This is a genomic window from Bradyrhizobium sp. RP6 (assembly GCF_003837805.1).
In the GTDB taxonomy this organism is placed as follows: domain Bacteria; phylum Pseudomonadota; class Alphaproteobacteria; order Rhizobiales; family Xanthobacteraceae; genus Bradyrhizobium.
Genome location: NZ_RQIT01000020.1, coordinates 100,276 through 116,546, shown reverse-complemented (window position 1 = coordinate 116,546; position 16,271 = coordinate 100,276). Strand labels below are relative to the sequence as shown.

The following is a 16,271-nucleotide window of genomic DNA, read 5'->3' as shown; positions in this document are numbered from 1 at the left end:
GATCACCGTCGCCACCAGCTATTTTTGGTACTTTAGCTACGACAGCTCGCTGGCGGCGGGAGGATCGCGCTCAATCTGACACATTGCAGCAAACGTCCGAACAAGCCGCCAGACCTGGCGGCTTTTTTATTGGCCGGCAGGTTCTAAAACAGACAGGAGCCCGCCGTGCTGAGCACGACCGACGATCTTCGTATCCGCGAACTGAAAGAACTGAGCACGCCGGAAGAGGTGATGCGGGAGGTCCCGCGCACGCTCACTGCGACGCGCGTGGTGATGGCCGCCCGTAACGCCATCCACGCCATTCTGGGCGGCCAGGACGACCGCCTGCTGGTCGTGGTCGGCCCCTGCTCGGTGCATGATCCCGAGGCCGCGCTCGACTACGCCGAGCGCCTTGCACGCTTGCGCGAGGACCTTGCCGATCAGCTCGAGATCGTGATGCGGGTCTATTTCGAGAAGCCGCGGACCACCGTCGGCTGGAAGGGCCTCATCAACGACCCCAATCTCGACGGCAGCTTCGACATCAACAGGGGCCTGCGGCTGGCGCGTAACGTGCTGTCCGCCGTGAACAATCTCGGCCTGCCCGCCGGCACCGAATTCCTGGACATGACGACGCCGCAATACATCGCCGACCTCGTCTCCTGGGCCGCAATCGGTGCACGCACGACCGAGAGCCAGATCCATCGCGAGCTGGCCTCGGGCCTGTCGTGTCCGGTCGGCTTCAAGAATGGCACCGACGGCAATGTGCGGATCGCGGCGGACGCGGTGAAGTCGGCCTCGCATCCGCATCATTTCATGGCGGTGACGAAGCTCGGCCGGTCGGCGATCGCTTCGACCGCGGGCAACGAGGACTGCCACATCATCCTGCGCGGCGGCAGCAAGCCCAACTACGACGCAGCAAGCGTTGCGGCCGCCTGCAACGAATTGACCAGATCCGGCGTCGCGCCGCTCGTGATGGTCGATGCAAGCCACGCCAATTCGAGCAAGAAGCCTGAGAACCAGCCGCTGGTGATGGCCGACATCGCCAGTCAGATCTCGGGCGGCGAGAGCCGCATCATGGGCGCAATGATCGAGAGCAACATCGTCGCCGGTCGCCAGGACGTGGTGCCGGGCAAGCCACTCACCTACGGCCAGAGCATCACCGACGGCTGCATCGACTGGCCGACCACGACGAGCGCGCTCGAGCAGCTCGCCGACGCCGTCGAGATCCGCCGCAACACCCTGCGGGCAGGACGGCACGAACGGTCGGCCTGAGAAATGACTCGGCTGGGCTGGCTCGCTTCTCACCTCTCCCGGACGGGAGAGGTCGGATTGTGCAGCAATCGGGGTGAGCGGCCGCATCGTTGGGTGAGAGTGTAACCCTTACCCGGATCGCATCATTGATGCGATCCGACCTCTCCCTTCGGGAGAGGTGAAGGAATCAGCAGCCGCGGCAGATGCTCTTGATCTTGCGATCGAGCTCCGCATCTTCCCTGTTCGCGGGGGTGTTCGGATCGCTCAGATTCTTCTCACTCGGCACGTCAGCCGCACGCGGCTGGCGGTGACCGACAGGCGCCGGCCACGCCGTTCCACGGCTTGCGCCGCCGGAGGTCGATCCCTTCGAGCCGTTGGGCTGCGCAACCGCCCCGCCACCAAGCAAGACCACGAGCGATGCTGCCACCATGATCTTCTTCATTTTCAGTGCTCCATTCTCAAAACGGCGCCCTCTCTAACCCGCTCAGATTTCGGGCGGGTAAAGATGAACGTCGCCGCAATAATCCAAGATACGATAGCGCGTTTCGGCTCCCGCATCATCCGCATCGGGTGCGGTATTTTGCGGCGCCAACACGTAACCTGGCCCCACGGGCGATTTGCCGGCGCCGCCTGGAATGTCGATGACGTAGTCAGGCTGACACAGCCCCGACACCCGCCCGCGCAACTGCCGCATCAAATCCTGCCCCTCGGCCAGCGTCGTTCGCAAATGCACGGTACCGGGCGCGAGATCACCGTGATGCAGGTAATAGGGCTTGATCCGGCATTCGACGAAAGCTCGCATCAAATCCGACAGAGCGGCGATGTTGTCATTGACGCCGCGCAACAGCACGGACTGGCTCACCAAGGGAATGCCGGCGTCGACGAGACGCGCGCAGGCGGCGCGCGCGGGCCCTGCCAGTTCGCGCGCGTGGTTGGCGTGCACCGCCAGCCAGGTGGTCGCGCCTGCGACCTTCAATGCCGCGACCATCTCCTCGCTGACGCGTGTGGGTTCGGCCACCGGTACGCGGGTGTGAAGACGGATGATCTTGACGTGATCGATCGCGGCCAGTTCGGCCAGAATCTCGCTCATGCGCCGCGGCGACAGCATCAGGGGATCGCCGCCGGTCAGAATCACTTCCCAGATCTCGTCGTGTGCTCGGATGTAGTCGATCGCCGCGCGATAAGCGCTGTCCGACAGAGCATTCTCCTTGCCGGGACCCACCATCTCGCGGCGGAAGCAGAAGCGGCAATAGACCGCGCAGACGTGAACGAGCTTGAACAATACGCGGTCGGGATAGCGGTGCACGATCCCGGGAGTTGGCGAATGCGAGTGGTCGCCGATCGGATCGGCGTTCTCGCCCGGCGTCAGGTCCAGCTCGGCTGCGCTGGGAACGAATTGTCGCGCGATGGGATCGTCGGGATCGTTTGTGTCGATCAGATCGACCAGCGCGGGCGTGATCGCCACGGCATAGCGCGCGGCAACGCGTTCGAGCGCCGGCAGCGCCGCTGCGGGGGCCAAACCCTCGGCAACGAGCTCGGCAGGTTCGCGCAGAGTGCGCGCAAGATTCGTCTTCGTCATCTCTCATCCGCGGGCGGTGTCCACACCACCTGATCAATTCGTGTTGCGCCGCTCGCCAGCATGACGAGCCGGTCGAAGCCGAGTGCGACGCCGCTCGCCTCCGGCATTACCGCGACTGCAGCCAGAAAGTCCTCGTCGAGCGGATAGGCTTCGCCGTAGCGGCGCTGCTTCTCCGTCATCGATTCCGTGAAGCGTTTTCGCTGCTCGTCGGCATCGGTCAATTCGCCAAAGCCGTTGGCGAGCTCGACGCCACACGCATAGACCTCGAATCGCTCGGCGACCCTTGGGTCGTCCGCCTTCACCCGCGCCAGCGCCGCCTCTGGAGATGGGTATTCAAACAGGATGGTCAAACGCCCCTGCCCGAGATGCGGCTCGACATGCTCGACCAGGACCTTGCTGAAGATGTCGGACCATGTGTCGTCCTCGGCCACACGGACCTTGCCGCGGGCCGCCGCGGCGAGCGCGGCACGGTTAGCCTCGCCGCCCGAGATTGTCGACAGCAGGTCGATGCCGGCGAAGCGCTCGAAGGCGCCCGCAACGGTCAGGAGTTCCGGCTCGGCGAAGGGATCGGCGGTTCGGCCGCGGAAGGAGAAGCGCCCGACGCCCGTCGCCTGCGCCGCACGGGCGATGACGACGACGCAATCGGCCATGATGGCGTCATAGGGGGCGTCCGCCCGGTACCACTCCAGCATGGTGAATTCGGGCAGATGCAGGTCACCGCGCTCGCGGTCCCGGAACACCCGGGCGAACTCGAAAATCCGAGTCTCGCCCGCCGCCAGCAGCTTCTTGCAGGCGAATTCGGGCGAGGTCCGCAGGTATCGGCGTGCCCGGCTGCCGTCGGGCCGCATGATCTCGGTCCGGGGGGCGTGCAGATGCGTCTCGTTGCCCGGGGAGACCTGAAGGACCGAGGTTTCGACCTCCATGAAGCCCTGTTCGGCAAAAAAGCCCCGTAAAGCTCCGATCACCGCGCCCCTGGCCTGGAGGAACGGCCGCCGGTCGAGGTGCCTGCCGGGCGACCAGAACGGCGACATCGGCTTGTCCCCAGCCATTAACCGACCGCTCCAGCCAGCAGCAAAGTGCTGGCATCCAACGGCAAAATCAGTATGTTGCGGCCCGAAACGGGCGCCGAGGTCCGATTTGAGGCCCCAAGTCCCCCATCAATTTGACCACGTCCTGGCCCCAGCCGGGCCAAGCAAGCAGGAAATACAGCTTTGAGAGTCATCGCCAGTTCTATTCGCAAGGGCAACGTGATCGAACAAGACGGCAAGCTTTATGTCGTCGTGAGCGCCGAGAACATCCATCCCGGCAAGGGCACGCCGGTCAGCCAGATCGAAATGCGCCGAATCTCGGACGGGGTAAAGATCTCCGAACGCTACAAGACCACCGACCAGGTCGAAAAGGCCACGATCGAAGAACGCAACTACACCTATCTCTATGAGGATGGCGACGGCTATCACTTCATGAACCCCGAGACCTACGACCAGGTTCAGGTCTCCAAGGACGTCGTCGGCTCCGCCGCCGCGTATCTCCAGGAGAGCATGACGGTCAAGCTGTCCATGCACGACACCAACCCGGTCTCGATCGCCTTGCCGCAGCGCGTAACGCTGGAGGTGGTTGAGACCGAGCCGGTGACCAAGGGGCAGACCGCCTCGTCCTCCTACAAGCCCGCGGTTCTCTCCAACGGCGTGCGCACCACCGTGCCGCCGCACATCACGGTCGGAACCCGCGTGGTGGTGATGACCGAAGACGGCTCCTACGCCGAGCGCGCCAAGGACTAAGCGACCAATCGAGGATCGGAACAGGTACCGCCGGGGGGGCGAGGCAGTGGGCAGGAACAGTTTCCGCTTCGTCTCGTTTCTCCTGGCGTTGATGTCGCTCCTCCTCGCCGCGCCAATCGCTGCGGATGAATTCCGCGGCCCCTCGCTCACGGCCCTGCGCGTCGATTGGCGCGCAGCACTCGACCAGCTCCGTGTCGAGATCAAGAGCCACCCACAGATTGCGGGCAACTTCATCTTCGCACTCCGACGTTCGGTGCCGCGCTACGATCCGCGCGCGGTGCCCGCGCTGGTGCAGCTCAACGCGATCTCCTCTCGCTTCTTCACCGGCATTACCCGCAGTCCCGTGCCCGTGCTGCTGCCGTTCGACGCTGCCGCGTACCTCGAGGCGCAGTACAGCGGCGCATCGCTAACGTTGTCGCGCTACCAGGCCGATTTCAACCCCGTCGACATGTTCGATGCCGGTCCAGCCGGCTACAGCGCGACCTTCTCGTTCGAGCCCGGCGCCGGCGAGGGCATGCCGAGCCGGGTGTTCGCAAGGCCGGTCGAGGTGCAGATCACGGGCTCGGCGCTCGTCTACGACATCGCCGATCCAGCCGGCGGCAAGGGCGAGCTAGTCAAGCCGCTCGCGCCAACCTACCCGGACCTACGCAAACTCATCCGGGAAGGCTATGTGCGCTACGCCTTCACCCGCTTCGGCGTCGCCTATGTGGTGTCGATCCAGTGCCTCGACAGCGCCGCCAAGCCGCGGCGGCTCGCCTGTAAGGAAGCCTATCCGGTCGCCGAGCGCTTCTTGAAGGCTCTGCGTGTCGCCGGCGGCCAGCGCACGCGGCCGTTGATGGACATTGCCTCCAACGTGCTCGAGCGTCCGGTGGAGCGTTCACCGGACTTCAGCTACCGGCCGAGCGGCGACATCATCCCGAACACCGGCTACCGCAAGCAAAGCGGCCATCCCGACATGATGGCCTATGCCCAGATCCGCTTTCCGCTAGATAAGGCGCCCGCCTTCGTACGCTCCCAATCCTACGGCAAGCGCGACAAGAGCGAAGGTCCGACCGCCTATCCCTGGCGCGACAATTTCTGCGAGTCGCGCAGTTTCGAGGTGTGGCAATGTGCCGGAGGCTACGGCCACCAGGGCGAGGACATCCGCGCCGCCGCCTGCCCGCCGCCCGGCGAAGGCCGGGAGCCCTGCGATCCCAAGCAGCGCGCCGTCGTCGCCGTACGTGACGCGATCGTCATCCGTGGAGCCAGGGACCAGGCCGCGACGCTTCAAGTCAATAGTCGCACCGAGCACATCCGTTTCCGCTACATGCATATGAACCCGCACGCGTTGAACGCCGATGGCGTGCTCAATGGCCGCACCGTCACCGAAGGCGAGAAGATCGGTGTGATCTCGAACTATCTCGACCATCCCGCCGGCACGTCGATGCACCTGCATTTCGACGTGCAGGTGTTCACGCGCGACGGCTGGATCTGGGTCAGCCCCTACATCACGCTGGTCTCGGCATACGAACGCCTGATCCGCGCCCGCGGCCGCGAAGTCGGCCCGGAGATCGCAAACACGGCGCAGCCGGTCGCCCATGCGCTGCCGGAGGACGTGATCAAGCCGGACCTGCGCGAGGGATCGGGCGGCGAGGACAATTGACGGTTTTGCCCGTTCCGATGCCGCGCGGTGCAAGAGCGTGTCGTCGCGCACACCCGCAGGCTCGAACGAAGAAGGAACACGGTTCATGAGTGTCGGACTGATCGGTCTTCTCGACGATGTCGCGGCGATCGCAAAGGTGGCAGCAGCCTCGCTCGACGATGTCGCGAGTCAGGCCGCCAAAGCGGGCACGAAGGCGGCAGGCGTGGTCATCGATGACGCGGCCGTCACGCCGAACTACGTCATCGGCTTTGCCTCGAAGCGCGAACTGCCGATCGTCGGCACGATTGCGGTCGGATCGCTGCGCAACAAGTTGCTGATTCTGCTCCCCATTGCCCTGCTGCTTGGCTATTTCCTTCCCGCCGCGGTCACGCCGCTGCTCATGCTGGGCGGAGCCTTTCTCTGCTACGAGGGCGCCGAAAAGGTGCTCGAAGCCGTGCTGCCGCATCATGCGCACCACCACGAAGCTCAGCTCCAACCGATTGCGTTGAATGCCCGGTCGGCCGAGGACGAGAAGGTCGCGAGCGCCATCAAGACGGATTTCATCCTGTCGGCGGAGATCATGGCGATAACGCTGGCGGCCCTCCCGGCGGGCGGCATCTGGATGCAGGCGCTGGTGCTGGCGCTGGTCGGCATCTGCATCACCGTCGGGGTCTACGGCGTTGTGGCTCTGATCGTAAAGGCGGACGATGTCGGCGTCGCTCTTGCCCGCCATGACAGCGCTTCGATCATCGGCGGCGGAATCCGCTTGCTTGGACGCGCGCTCGTCCGCGGCATGCCCACCTTCCTGGCGGTGCTGAGCACGATCGGCACCGCCGCCATGATCTGGGTCGGCGGCGGCATCATCCTGCACGGCATCGAGAAATACGGTCCGCCTGCGGTCGGTCACACGGTCCATGCTGCAACCGAGGCTGCCGCACACCTTCTTCCCTCCGTCGCCAGCATCATCGAATGGTCGGTCGAGGCGGCTATCTCGGGCGTCGTTGGACTGCTTGTCGGCGCGATTGCTATTCCGGTTGTCGAATACGGCCTCTCACCGGCATGGAAGCTGTTGAGGCGATCATAGCCGGCTTGAATACGCAGTCGGGGCCGACGAATGGCGGCTATTCCAAGAACGTCGTCAGCTGCGCGCCCTCATCCGCGACGAACACCGCGATCAACTCTGCCGGCTCGGTCATGCTCGCATTGGCCGAGACCAGATGCGTCGAGCCGGGTGGCTCGAAAAAGGACTGGCCGACGCCGAATGTCTCGAGGGGGCCACCGCCGAGCTGCGAGCGGATCTCGCCCTTGGTGATGTAGGCCGTCACCGAACCCGCGTGACGATGCGGCCGCGAAAGCCCGCCTGGACCGTAGGACACACGCACGATGGTGACGCGCTTGCCCGGGACGTTCGGAAGCGCGTAGGAGCCGATCGGCTCGACCTTGTCGAGCGGCGAGCTCTCGGCTGCGGTGGCGCAGAGCGGCGCCAACGCTCCCGATACACTGTCGATCGTCACCGGCAGCACCTTGCCGATCACAAGCGCGCAGGCGAGGCCGCCAATGCCGGCGATCGCCATCGAACGCGACGGCATCGGACGCTGCGCGGCGGCCAAACTCATTGCTGTCATGCCGATCTCCCAGTCCTGCAATCATGACGCCGCAGCGTTCGCCGTGACCGGCCGCTTGGCCGGCGTCCAGCGATACGCTGCACCAAAGCGATTCCAAACGTTGATCGAAGCGACCGCCGAGGTCAGATAGGTCAGCTCGGTTTCGGAGAACTCGCGCGTTGCCTCCGAATAGACCTCCTCGCTGACCCCGCCGGGCAGCAGCGTCAAGGCCTCCGCCCAAGCCAGTGCCGCGCGCTCGCGCGCAGAGAAGATCGGCGCCTCGCGCCAGACCGCGACCAGATGCAGCTTGTCGACGGGAACTCCGAGCCGTTCCGACAGAAGGACGGTGCTGCAAGCAGAAGGCGCAGCCATTGATCTGCGAGGCGCGCAGCTTGACGAGCTCGAGCAGCTGCTTGTCGAGACCGGCCTTGGCCGCAAGCTGGCCCAGCGCAAGCACCACATCATACGCGTCCGGCGCGATTCTCTTGAAATCCTCATATTCGCTGCGGGCGTGTGACATTGCCGTTCACCTCATCTTGTTATAAGTGCACTTATAACTTATAAGAGCTCTGATATGCTACACAAGACTGCTGCCATCACAAGACCGAAAACGGTGCGCAAGGCACCCGCGCCTGCCGGCGACGTGCGCGTGCCCGCTCCCGGCGAAGGCAAGCGCGGTGAGCAAGGCTATCTCGGCTATCTCCTGCGTCAGGCCCAGGCCGCGGTTCGCCTCACGATGGAACGGACTCTCGCCGATCTCGGCGTGACGTCGCCGCAATTCGCGGTGTTGACGATGCTCAACGCCTATCCGGGCTTGTCGGGGGCCGATGTCGCCCGCCTCACCTTCCTCACGCCTCAGACCGTCGGCGTCATCGTCCGCAACCTCGAACGCGACGGCGCGATCGTGATGACACCTCATCCCGTCCATGGCCGCATCCAACAATGGACGCTGACGCCGCGCGGCGTGACGCTGTTGAAGGCGTGCCGGCAGCGTGTGCTCGAACTGGAGAAGCGCCTCGCTCGGGATTTGGATTCGAAAGCGGAAACCACGATACGGCGCTGGCTTGCCGGCATCGCGGCTGATCTGCAGGAGGACTAAAGGCGATCGACATTCGCAGTCGCTGATTGCTGCCGCAGCGGCAGCGCGGTTAGCCGCCTTTCAACACCTTCTTGACCTCGCCGTCGGGCCAGGTCTCGCCCGCCGCGATCACCCGCACGCGGCTTTGGTCGGCGGCATTCACCAGCACGTGCGAACTCATCCGGTCGCCGCTCTGCTCAAGACGCAAATCGGTTTCGGGCTTCCAGCTCAGCGTGGTCGCGAGGTCGCCGGGAAAGATCTGCCATTGCGATCCGTCGTCGAGTTCGACGACATGGCTTTCCGCATGCGTGCGTATCTTCATTCCACCCCGATTCGATCTGCCGATCGTGTGAAGGAAGGCCCCGGCGTCGAACCGGGACCCTGCTCCGTCAGTCGTTGTCGTGATGAATTTCGGTCTTGCTGCGATTGCCGAATTCATCTTCCTTCTTGATCACCGTGGTGCGGTCGGCGGGCTCGCGCTCCCTGATGACCGTGGTGCGGTCGTGGTCGCGGTCGCGCTCACGATATTCGTGGGACTGTCCGACCGTTACGCCTGGACCGGCTGGGCCGACGTGAACGCCGACCTCATCGGCGAGCACAGGCGCCGCAACGGTGGTAACCATGGCGGCGGCAAGCAGATATTTCCTCATCTTCTCCTCCTTCCCAGTGTGTGGGGGGAATGCGGGAGTGCGACACTTGTTCCGGTGGGAACAGCCGACGCGCTCAGGCAGAATTCACCCTTCGCCGCCGTTCCAGGAACCGACTCACACGCGCCATGTTTCCGGCTAGAATGCGCCCATGACGCACGCTGATTCCTCGCCTCATCCAACTCGCCGCGCCCTGCTCCAATCGGCGTTCGGTGCAGCCGCCTTGCTCGCCGGCCCGACACGCGCTCTCGCCGCGCCTGCGGGCTTCGACGAATGGCGCGAGAGCTTTCGCGCACGCGCGATGGCGAAAGGTATTTCCGCCGCGACATGGCAGCGCGCGATGGGACGGGTCGAGCCGGACATGAGCGTGTTTAAGCAGATGCGCAACCAGCCCGAATTCCACGAGCAGGTCTGGCAATACATCAATCGCCGCGTCTCGGACTGGCGCATCATCAACGGCAAGATCGCGCTGAAGAACAACGAGGCGTTGCTCGCCCGCATCGAGCGCGATTTCGGCGTCGAGCGAGGCACGCTGCTGGCGCTGTGGGGCGTCGAGTCCGCCTATGGCGATCCTCTGGTGCAGCAGAACCACATGAGGCCGGTGTTTCCCTCGCTTGCCGCGCTCGCCTGGAACGAGCCGCGCCGCAAGGCCTATTGGGAGACCGAGTTGATCAACGCGCTGCGGATCGTCGACAAGGGCTGGAGCACCCCGGAAGAAATGCGGGGTTCCTGGGCCGGCGCGATGGGGCACTCGCAATGGATGCCGGAAGTCTGGCTCAATGTCGGCATCGACTATGACGGCGACGGCAAGGTCTCGCCATTCGGCAAGCCCGACGACGCGCTGGGCTCGACCGCGAAATACCTCGTCAACCGCGGCAAATGGCATCGCGGCGAGCATTGGGGCTACGAGGTGCGCGCGGCAGGCAATATGAGCGGCAGCCGCACCTATGCGGCGTGGCAGGCGGCCGGCGTCACCCGCGCCGACGGCCAGCCCTTCCCGCAGCCCAACGCGTCCGCGCAGATGTGGACGCCGGTTGCGGGCGGGCCGACGTTCCTGCTGGGACCGAATTTCTATTCGGTGAAGAGCTACAACCCTTCCATGAACTATGCGCTCGCAATCTGCCATCTCGGCGATCGATGCCTCGGCGCACCGCCCTTCATCCAGCCGTTCCCGGGCTCGGAGCGCGCGTTGACGCTGGCCGAGGTGCAGGAGATGCAGACGCGCCTGACCAAGGCCGGCTTCGATACTGGCGGCACCGACGGGCGCGTCGGCAACGACACGATGAAGGCAGTGAAGGATTTTCAGCAGCGCGCCGGCATCACGCCGGCGGACGGATACGGCGGACTGAAGGTGCTTGCGAAGCTGCGGCAGGGATCGTAGGTACGCTCCTCCTGCTCTCGTTCCGGGCGTGGCGAGACCCCGATATGTCGCACCACGGCCTCTTGATTCCGGGCTCGCGCTTCGCGCGCCCCGGAATGACACCGTGATCAATGCCGGTACTGCGGCTCTTCCGCGTCGAGCTGTCGGCGGATGGCGGCAAGATGCAGCCGCGCGGATTCGGTATCGCCCTCGCGCATCTGCTTGTAGGTCGCGTCCGCAATCGCGGGATCGACCGGCAACACCTTTCGTCCCGTCGACATCGCCAGCACCTGCACCTCGGCAGCGCGTTCGAGGTAGTAGAGATCGTCCCAGGCCTCCGCGATGGTCGGCGCCAGCACCATCACGCCGTGATGCTTCATGAAGACGATGTCGGCATCGCCCACGGCGGAGGCTATGCGTTCCCCTTCACGATTGTCGAGCGCAAGGCCGTTGTAGTCGCGGTCGACCGCCGTGCGGCCGTAGAACTTCAGCGCGGTCTGGCCGGCCCAGATCAGGGGATCGCCCTCGGTCATCGACAGCGCCGTGGCATAGGGCATGTGGGTGTGGAAGGCGACCTTTGCGCGCGGCAGGCGCTTGTGCATCTCGGCATGGATGTAGAAGGCGGTCGCCTCCGGCACACCCTCGCCGTCGAGCACGTTGCCGTGGAAGTCGCAGATCAGGAGCTTCGACGCAGTCAGCTCGCGGAAGGCGTAGCCGTAGGGATTGACCAGGAACAGGTCGTCATGGCCGGGGACGACGGCCGAGAAATGATTGCAGATGCCCTCCTCGAAGCCGTTGCGCGCCGCCATGCGGAAGCAGGCGGCCAAATCCTCGCGCGCGGTGCGGATCGCGTCGGTCGCGAGGTCCGGCCGGTTGGAGCGGAATGGAGCGGGCGCGGGCGAGGAAGCGTGAAGGCTGTGCGCCATGGCGAAGGACACCTCTGTCGGTAAGCTCCCCGCCTTGTACAGGGCTGGCGCTTACACGTCAGCCCCTTGCGTGCGCCGCCCTGCCCTGCGTGGCCTATGCGCGCCGCGGCACGCCTCCGGCATTCATGCCGCCGTCGATAACGAGCTCGCTGCCGGTGACATAGCGCGAGACATCGGACGCCAGATACAGCACGCCGGAGGCGATCTCCGCGGCATGGCCGGCACGGCCGAGGGGCGTGACGACCTTGGCGCGCTCCTCCGGATCGATCGGTGCGTTCTGGCCGGCGCCGGTCGCCCCGGTCGGGATCTTGCCCCAGATCGGGGTATCGATGATGCCGGGGTGAACCGAGTTGACGCGGATGCCGTCGCCCGCAGCCGCGCACTCCATCGCGATGGATTTGGCGAACAGCCGAACGCCGCCCTTGGTCGCCGAATAGGCCGACAACCCCGGCGAGCCGCGCAAGCCCGCCAGCGATGACATCATGACAATCGAGCCGCCGCCGGTCTTGCGCATCAACGGCAGGCAATGCTTGACCGAAAGAAAAACACCATCGAGATTGATCGCATTCTGCTTGCGCCAGTCAGCGAGCGTCATGTCGACGATCGAGGGCACGGAGATGCCGATGCCAGCGTTGGAGACGAGCACGTCGAGCCGGCCGTAGCGCTTGCCGACCTCAGCGACGACCTCGATCCAGCGCTCCTCGCTGGTGACATCCTGCTCGAGGAAGACCGCCTTGCCGCCGGCCTTGGTGATGCGCCTGGCAAGTTCGAGGCCTCTCAGCTCATCGATATCGGTTGCGATGACCGTGGCGCCTTCGCGCGCGAACAGCTCGACGATGGCCTCGCCAATACCCGAGGCGCCGCCCGTCACCAGCGCGACCTTGCCCTCAACCTGCCCTGCCATATTCACTCCCTTTCTTTTTTGTTGTTTGAGGCCGTTATATTTGGCGCATGATCTTTGTCGGAAAACCGCTTCGCGCTTTTCCGGATCATGAGCTATCTAATCACGGATGGCCCCTGGTCCGGTAGCGCGACGTCGACGACGCGGAATTGCACGCGCTCGGCGCCCTGGTAGCGATCGACCGAGAGCGAGCCCGCGACATGCAGCTGCTGGCCGCGATTGGCGAGCAGTGCGTTGCCGAGCTTCTGGCCGACCGAACGGAACGCGATGCCGTTGACCATGGCGCCGTCGCCCGACTTGAAGCGCAGGCGCAGATGCGCCTGCCCGACCTCGTCGGCAAATACGAGTTGGTGCGCCGGCAGTGCCAGCACGGGCTCCGGATTTCCGCTGCCGAAGGGACCAGCGCGGTTGAGCGTCGTCGCCAGCTCCGGCGTCACCGCACGTGCGGAGACCGCGCCGTCGATATAGAGCTCGTTGACGTGGCGCGCCTCCGCGACGTCCCGGGCCAGCGCGTTTTCGAGATAGGCGCGGAATTCGGCCAGCTTCTCTTTTCGCAGCGTGACGCCGGCGGCCATCGCATGCCCGCCACCCTTGAGCAAGATACCGTCGGCAACCGCCTGCCGCACCGCCTTGCCGAGATCGACGCCGGCGATCGAACGGCCCGAGCCGGTGCCGATGCCGCCAGGCTCCAGCGCAATGGCAAAAGCAGGCCGCGAGAACTTCTCCTTCAGGCGGGAGGCGACGAGGCCGACCACGCCGGGATGCCAGCCTTCCGAGGCCGTGACGATCACGGCGAGCTTGTCCTCCAGCCCGATCGAGGCCAGCGCCTCGGCTTCAGCCTGCGCTTCCGCAGCCTGCTCGATGACGCGGCGCTCGCTGTTGAGCCGGTCGAGTTCCGCGGCGATCCGCGCAGCCTCGACGCTGTCGCCCTCCAGCAGCAGCCGCACGCCGAGATCGGCGCGGCCGATGCGGCCGCCGGCATTGACGCGCGGCCCCAGCATGAAGCCGAGATGCCAGGCCTCCGGCGGGCCGTTGAGTCGGGCCACGTCCATCAGCGCGGTATGCCCGACATGGTCGCGACGTCGCATCGCGATCAGGCCCTTGGCCACGAAGGCGCGGTTCAGGCCGATCAGCGGCGCCACGTCGGCGACCGTGCCGAGCGCGACGTGATGCAGCATGCCGAGCAGATCCGGCTCCGGCATCCCGGAGGTCCAGAAGCCGCGCTGGCGCAGCTCGCGGTTGACGGCGACCAGCGTCACCAGCACGAGGCCGACGGCGGCGAGATGACCGAGGCCGGAGAGATCGTCAGGGCGGTTCGGATTGACCAGCGCATCGACTTCGGGAAGATCTAGTCCGCATTGGTGGTGGTCGATCACGACCACGGACATGCCGAGACGCTTTGCTTCAGCGAGCGGCTCGATGCTGGTGGTGCCGCAATCGACGGTCACGAGCAGCGTCGCGCCCTTCGCGGCGAGCGCCCGCACCGCCTCAGTATTTGGGCCGTAGCCTTCGAATATCCGGTCGGGAATATGGATCAGGGGATCGAGCCCGCAATGACGCAGGTGCCAGGCGAGCAGCGCCGCCGAGGTGGCGCCGTCGACGTCGTAGTCGCCGAAGATCGCAACCTTCTCGCCCCTCGCCGCCGCATCGGCGATTCGCTTCGCAGCGGCTTCCATCTCCGTCACGGTGAACGGGTCCGGCAGCAGCTTTCGGATGGTCGGATCGAGAAAGTCGGGCACGGCGTCGATGTCGACCCCGCGGCCGGCCAGCACCCGCGCCAGCAGTTCGGGCAATTGGTGCCTCTGCACGATGGCGAGCGCCTGCGCCGCCCTGCGGGCGTCCAGCCGGTCGCGCCAGAGCTTGTCGGTCAGCGAGCGCGCCACGCCCAGGAAAGCCTGGGGCGCTTCGACGGGCAAGGCGGTGGCGGGCAGCGTCATGACGGAGGCAGGTTATTGGGAACTGGAAGGTCCAGGCGATCAGGCGGACGCACGGTCATTGGCTTTCCGGAGGATTGGCCGGCAATCGGGCGGGATTTGCAACGGCTCCACCACACAAACCGGTGGATGGCCGCTCGGCCGGACGGGCTGACTACCATTTAGGCATTCCGTCAAACAGCAAATTAAGCAGGCGTTAGGCGGAATCTTCGAAAAAGAATCGTATTCGATCTGTAAGTCGCTGTTCACCGTTCATTGCAGATCAGGCCTCATTGCCAAGGGAAGCTCCCCGATGTCTGCTGCGCTGGGTCTGAAAGCCAAGCCGATTGCCCCTGAAGCTACGGAGGATGATTCCGACATCTCCGCGCTGATCAACCGCCTCACTGCCGAGGTCAACCAGATCGCGATCGACAAGACCAAGTCGATCCAGCAGATCACCAATCAGATGAAGATGCTGGCGCTGAACGCGCTGATCGAGAGCTCGCGCGCAGGCGCGCAAGGTGCCGGCTTTGCGGTTGTGGCGCAGGAGGTGCGCGGCGTCGGCCAACAGGTCGAGACCATCGCCCGCGAGCTCGAAACCCAATTGACGAAACGCACCGGCGATCTCGTCTCCTCGATCGAGCGCATGAGCCAGCGCTCCCGAGGCGAGCGCATGACCGACCTGTCCCTCAACGCGATCGAGCTGATCGACCGCAATCTCTACGAACGGACCTGCGACGTGCGCTGGTGGGCGACCGATTCCGCCGTGGTCGATTGCGCGGCTTCGCCGAGCACCGCCGCCGTCTCCCATGCCTCGCAGCGCCTGGGCGTGATCCTCGGGGCCTACACCGTCTATCTCGACCTCTGGCTCTGCGATCTCGACGGCAACGTCATCGCCAACGGCCGCGCGGACCGCTTTCGCGTCGTCGGCCAGAACGTCGCCCACACCAGATGGTTTCGCGAGGCGCGGTCGTTGCGCTCCGGCGACGACTATGTCGCCGGCGACGTCGAGAACCAGCCGCTGCTCGGCAACGCGCAGGTCGCGACCTATTGCGCCAGCGTCCGCGACGGCGGTCAGGCCAATGGCGCGCCGATCGGCGTGCTCGCCATCCATTTCGACTGGGAGCCGCAGGCCCGCGCCATCGTGCAAGGAGTCCGTGTCGGCGACAGCGACAAGGCCCGCGTGCTGCTGGTCGATTCGAATTTTCGCGTGATCGCGGCCTCCGATGGCCAGGGCATCCTCAGCGAGCGCATCTCGCTGTCGCTGGACGGCCAGCGGTCCGGCTTCTATCAGGACCGCTCCGGCACGATGATCGCCTTCCACGCCACGCCCGGCTACGAGACCTATCGGGGCCTCGGCTGGTATGGCGTGATCGTCTGCGGAGCGTGAGGCGAGCAGCGGCCGCCTCGCGAGACCGGATCGTTATCGCCTGCCCGATTTCAATCCTGGAAAACAACCCCATGCACAGTAGCCGGATGGTTGTTTTCATTGGTGTTTTTCAAAGGCTTCCCTGCCGTCTTGCATCCGTCGAAGCGCTTTGACACGTCGGGCAAACCACCGGCAATCTGTGATCATCGCAGGTTGCGTTCACGGCATGAGGGAATGATCCCTTGCGATCCGATCTTCTGACACC

General features: G+C 65.1%; 16 protein-coding genes and 1 pseudogene. 7 read left to right on the top strand and 10 right to left on the bottom strand.

What is annotated here, in order from left to right; translation table 11 throughout:
• Positions 1-165 precede the first annotated feature (165 nt).
• Positions 166-1,251: a 3-deoxy-7-phosphoheptulonate synthase gene (locus EHH60_RS28485; RefSeq protein ID WP_124162700.1), complete on the top strand. Its 1,086-nt coding sequence runs from the start codon at positions 166-168 to the stop codon at positions 1,249-1,251.
• 166 nt (positions 1,252-1,417) lie between these two features.
• Here the strand turns inward: EHH60_RS28485 and EHH60_RS28480 are convergent, their stop codons facing one another.
• The 3 genes from EHH60_RS28480 to epmA are packed head-to-tail and all read right to left on the bottom strand — an operon-like array spanning position 1,418 to position 3,858.
• On the bottom strand, positions 1,418-1,672 hold the full coding sequence (locus tag EHH60_RS28480; RefSeq protein WP_124162699.1) for a hypothetical protein: 255 nt from the start codon (positions 1,670-1,672) through the stop codon (positions 1,418-1,420).
• A 42-nt stretch (positions 1,673-1,714) separates the two neighbouring features.
• The gene (locus EHH60_RS28475) at positions 1,715-2,809 is read right to left on the bottom strand and encodes a lysine-2,3-aminomutase-like protein (RefSeq protein WP_124162698.1); all 1,095 of its coding nucleotides are present in this window, start codon (positions 2,807-2,809) and stop codon (positions 1,715-1,717) included.
• Positions 2,806-3,858, bottom strand: a complete 1,053-nt coding sequence (gene epmA / locus EHH60_RS28470) for an EF-P lysine aminoacylase EpmA (protein WP_124162697.1) — start codon at positions 3,856-3,858, stop codon at positions 2,806-2,808. The genes EHH60_RS28475 and epmA overlap by 4 nt, the downstream gene beginning before the upstream one ends.
• A gap of 162 nt (positions 3,859-4,020) precedes the next feature.
• Between epmA and efp the strand changes: the two genes are divergently transcribed.
• The 3 genes from efp to EHH60_RS28455 all read left to right on the top strand — a co-directional run bounded on the left by efp (position 4,021) and on the right by EHH60_RS28455 (position 7,292).
• The gene (gene efp, locus EHH60_RS28465) at positions 4,021-4,587 is read left to right on the top strand and encodes an elongation factor P (RefSeq protein WP_124162696.1); all 567 of its coding nucleotides are present in this window, start codon (positions 4,021-4,023) and stop codon (positions 4,585-4,587) included.
• Positions 4,588-4,678: 91 nt separating this feature from the next.
• Positions 4,679-6,229 carry a M23 family peptidase gene (locus EHH60_RS28460; protein ID WP_245454610.1) on the top strand — a complete coding sequence of 517 codons (1,551 nt, stop codon included), beginning with the start codon at positions 4,679-4,681 and terminating at the stop codon, positions 6,227-6,229.
• Positions 6,230-6,314: 85 nt separating this feature from the next.
• Positions 6,315-7,292: a DUF808 domain-containing protein gene (locus tag EHH60_RS28455; RefSeq protein WP_124162694.1), complete on the top strand. Its 978-nt coding sequence runs from the start codon at positions 6,315-6,317 to the stop codon at positions 7,290-7,292.
• Between the two features lie 37 nt (positions 7,293-7,329).
• On the opposite strand, the gene EHH60_RS28450 is transcribed toward EHH60_RS28455, so the two are convergent.
• Positions 7,330-7,833, bottom strand: coding sequence for a cupin domain-containing protein (locus EHH60_RS28450; RefSeq protein ID WP_124162693.1), 504 nt, complete (start codon positions 7,831-7,833; stop codon positions 7,330-7,332).
• Positions 7,834-7,854: 21 nt separating this feature from the next.
• Positions 7,855-8,332 (bottom strand): annotated as a pseudogene (locus tag EHH60_RS28445) (carboxymuconolactone decarboxylase family protein).
• Between the two features lie 54 nt (positions 8,333-8,386).
• Here EHH60_RS28445 and EHH60_RS28440 point away from each other — a divergent pair.
• Positions 8,387-8,911 carry a MarR family winged helix-turn-helix transcriptional regulator gene (locus EHH60_RS28440; protein WP_124162692.1) on the top strand — a complete coding sequence of 175 codons (525 nt, stop codon included), beginning with the start codon at positions 8,387-8,389 and terminating at the stop codon, positions 8,909-8,911.
• A gap of 49 nt (positions 8,912-8,960) precedes the next feature.
• On the opposite strand, the gene EHH60_RS28435 is transcribed toward EHH60_RS28440, so the two are convergent.
• Both EHH60_RS28435 and EHH60_RS28430 read right to left on the bottom strand, forming a co-directional pair.
• Positions 8,961-9,212 carry a hypothetical protein gene (locus tag EHH60_RS28435; protein WP_124162691.1) on the bottom strand — a complete coding sequence of 84 codons (252 nt, stop codon included), beginning with the start codon at positions 9,210-9,212 and terminating at the stop codon, positions 8,961-8,963.
• Positions 9,213-9,279: 67 nt separating this feature from the next.
• Positions 9,280-9,540, bottom strand: a complete 261-nt coding sequence (locus EHH60_RS28430) for a hypothetical protein (RefSeq protein WP_124162690.1) — start codon at positions 9,538-9,540, stop codon at positions 9,280-9,282.
• Positions 9,541-9,688: 148 nt separating this feature from the next.
• On the opposite strand from EHH60_RS28430, the gene EHH60_RS28425 reads away from it, so the two are divergent.
• A complete protein-coding gene (locus tag EHH60_RS28425) occupies positions 9,689-10,918 on the top strand; it encodes a lytic murein transglycosylase (RefSeq protein ID WP_124162689.1) in 1,230 nt (409 codons plus the stop codon).
• Between the two features lie 107 nt (positions 10,919-11,025).
• Here the strand turns inward: EHH60_RS28425 and EHH60_RS28420 are convergent, their stop codons facing one another.
• The 3 genes from EHH60_RS28420 to recJ form a co-directional block, all read right to left on the bottom strand.
• Positions 11,026-11,823: an aldolase gene (locus tag EHH60_RS28420; RefSeq protein ID WP_124162688.1), complete on the bottom strand. Its 798-nt coding sequence runs from the start codon at positions 11,821-11,823 to the stop codon at positions 11,026-11,028.
• A 94-nt stretch (positions 11,824-11,917) separates the two neighbouring features.
• Entirely contained in the window at positions 11,918-12,727 is an 810-nt protein-coding gene (locus tag EHH60_RS28415) for an SDR family NAD(P)-dependent oxidoreductase (RefSeq protein ID WP_199752107.1), read from the bottom strand.
• Between the two features lie 92 nt (positions 12,728-12,819).
• Positions 12,820-14,661, bottom strand: a complete 1,842-nt coding sequence (gene recJ, locus EHH60_RS28410) for a single-stranded-DNA-specific exonuclease RecJ (RefSeq protein WP_124162686.1) — start codon at positions 14,659-14,661, stop codon at positions 12,820-12,822.
• Positions 14,662-14,950: 289 nt separating this feature from the next.
• Between recJ and EHH60_RS28405 the strand changes: the two genes are divergently transcribed.
• Positions 14,951-16,027 carry a methyl-accepting chemotaxis protein gene (locus EHH60_RS28405; protein ID WP_124162685.1) on the top strand — a complete coding sequence of 359 codons (1,077 nt, stop codon included), beginning with the start codon at positions 14,951-14,953 and terminating at the stop codon, positions 16,025-16,027.
• Positions 16,028-16,271 lie beyond the last annotated feature (244 nt).

Excerpts from the sequence above, each read along its gene's own strand:
- EHH60_RS28455 (WP_124162694.1), top strand. The coding sequence starts at position 6,315 with ATGAGTGTCGGACTGATCGGTCTTCTCGACGATGTCGCGGCGATCGCA.
- EHH60_RS28440 (WP_124162692.1), top strand. The coding sequence starts at position 8,387 with ATGCTACACAAGACTGCTGCCATCACAAGACCGAAAACGGTGCGCAAG.
- EHH60_RS28480 (WP_124162699.1), bottom strand. The coding sequence starts at position 1,672 with ATGAAGAAGATCATGGTGGCAGCATCGCTCGTGGTCTTGCTTGGTGGC.
- EHH60_RS28435 (WP_124162691.1), bottom strand. The coding sequence starts at position 9,212 with ATGAAGATACGCACGCATGCGGAAAGCCATGTCGTCGAACTCGACGAC.
- epmA (WP_124162697.1), bottom strand. The coding sequence starts at position 3,858 with ATGGCTGGGGACAAGCCGATGTCGCCGTTCTGGTCGCCCGGCAGGCAC.
- EHH60_RS28420 (WP_124162688.1), bottom strand. The coding sequence starts at position 11,823 with ATGGCGCACAGCCTTCACGCTTCCTCGCCCGCGCCCGCTCCATTCCGC.
- EHH60_RS28425 (WP_124162689.1), top strand. The coding sequence starts at position 9,689 with ATGACGCACGCTGATTCCTCGCCTCATCCAACTCGCCGCGCCCTGCTC.
- EHH60_RS28460 (WP_245454610.1), top strand. The coding sequence starts at position 4,679 with ATGTCGCTCCTCCTCGCCGCGCCAATCGCTGCGGATGAATTCCGCGGC.
- recJ (WP_124162686.1), bottom strand. The coding sequence starts at position 14,661 with ATGACGCTGCCCGCCACCGCCTTGCCCGTCGAAGCGCCCCAGGCTTTC.
- EHH60_RS28405 (WP_124162685.1), top strand. The coding sequence starts at position 14,951 with ATGTCTGCTGCGCTGGGTCTGAAAGCCAAGCCGATTGCCCCTGAAGCT.
- EHH60_RS28475 (WP_124162698.1), bottom strand. The coding sequence starts at position 2,809 with ATGACGAAGACGAATCTTGCGCGCACTCTGCGCGAACCTGCCGAGCTC.
- EHH60_RS28415 (WP_199752107.1), bottom strand. The coding sequence starts at position 12,727 with ATGGCAGGGCAGGTTGAGGGCAAGGTCGCGCTGGTGACGGGCGGCGCC.
- EHH60_RS28430 (WP_124162690.1), bottom strand. The coding sequence starts at position 9,540 with ATGAGGAAATATCTGCTTGCCGCCGCCATGGTTACCACCGTTGCGGCG.
- EHH60_RS28450 (WP_124162693.1), bottom strand. The coding sequence starts at position 7,833 with ATGACAGCAATGAGTTTGGCCGCCGCGCAGCGTCCGATGCCGTCGCGT.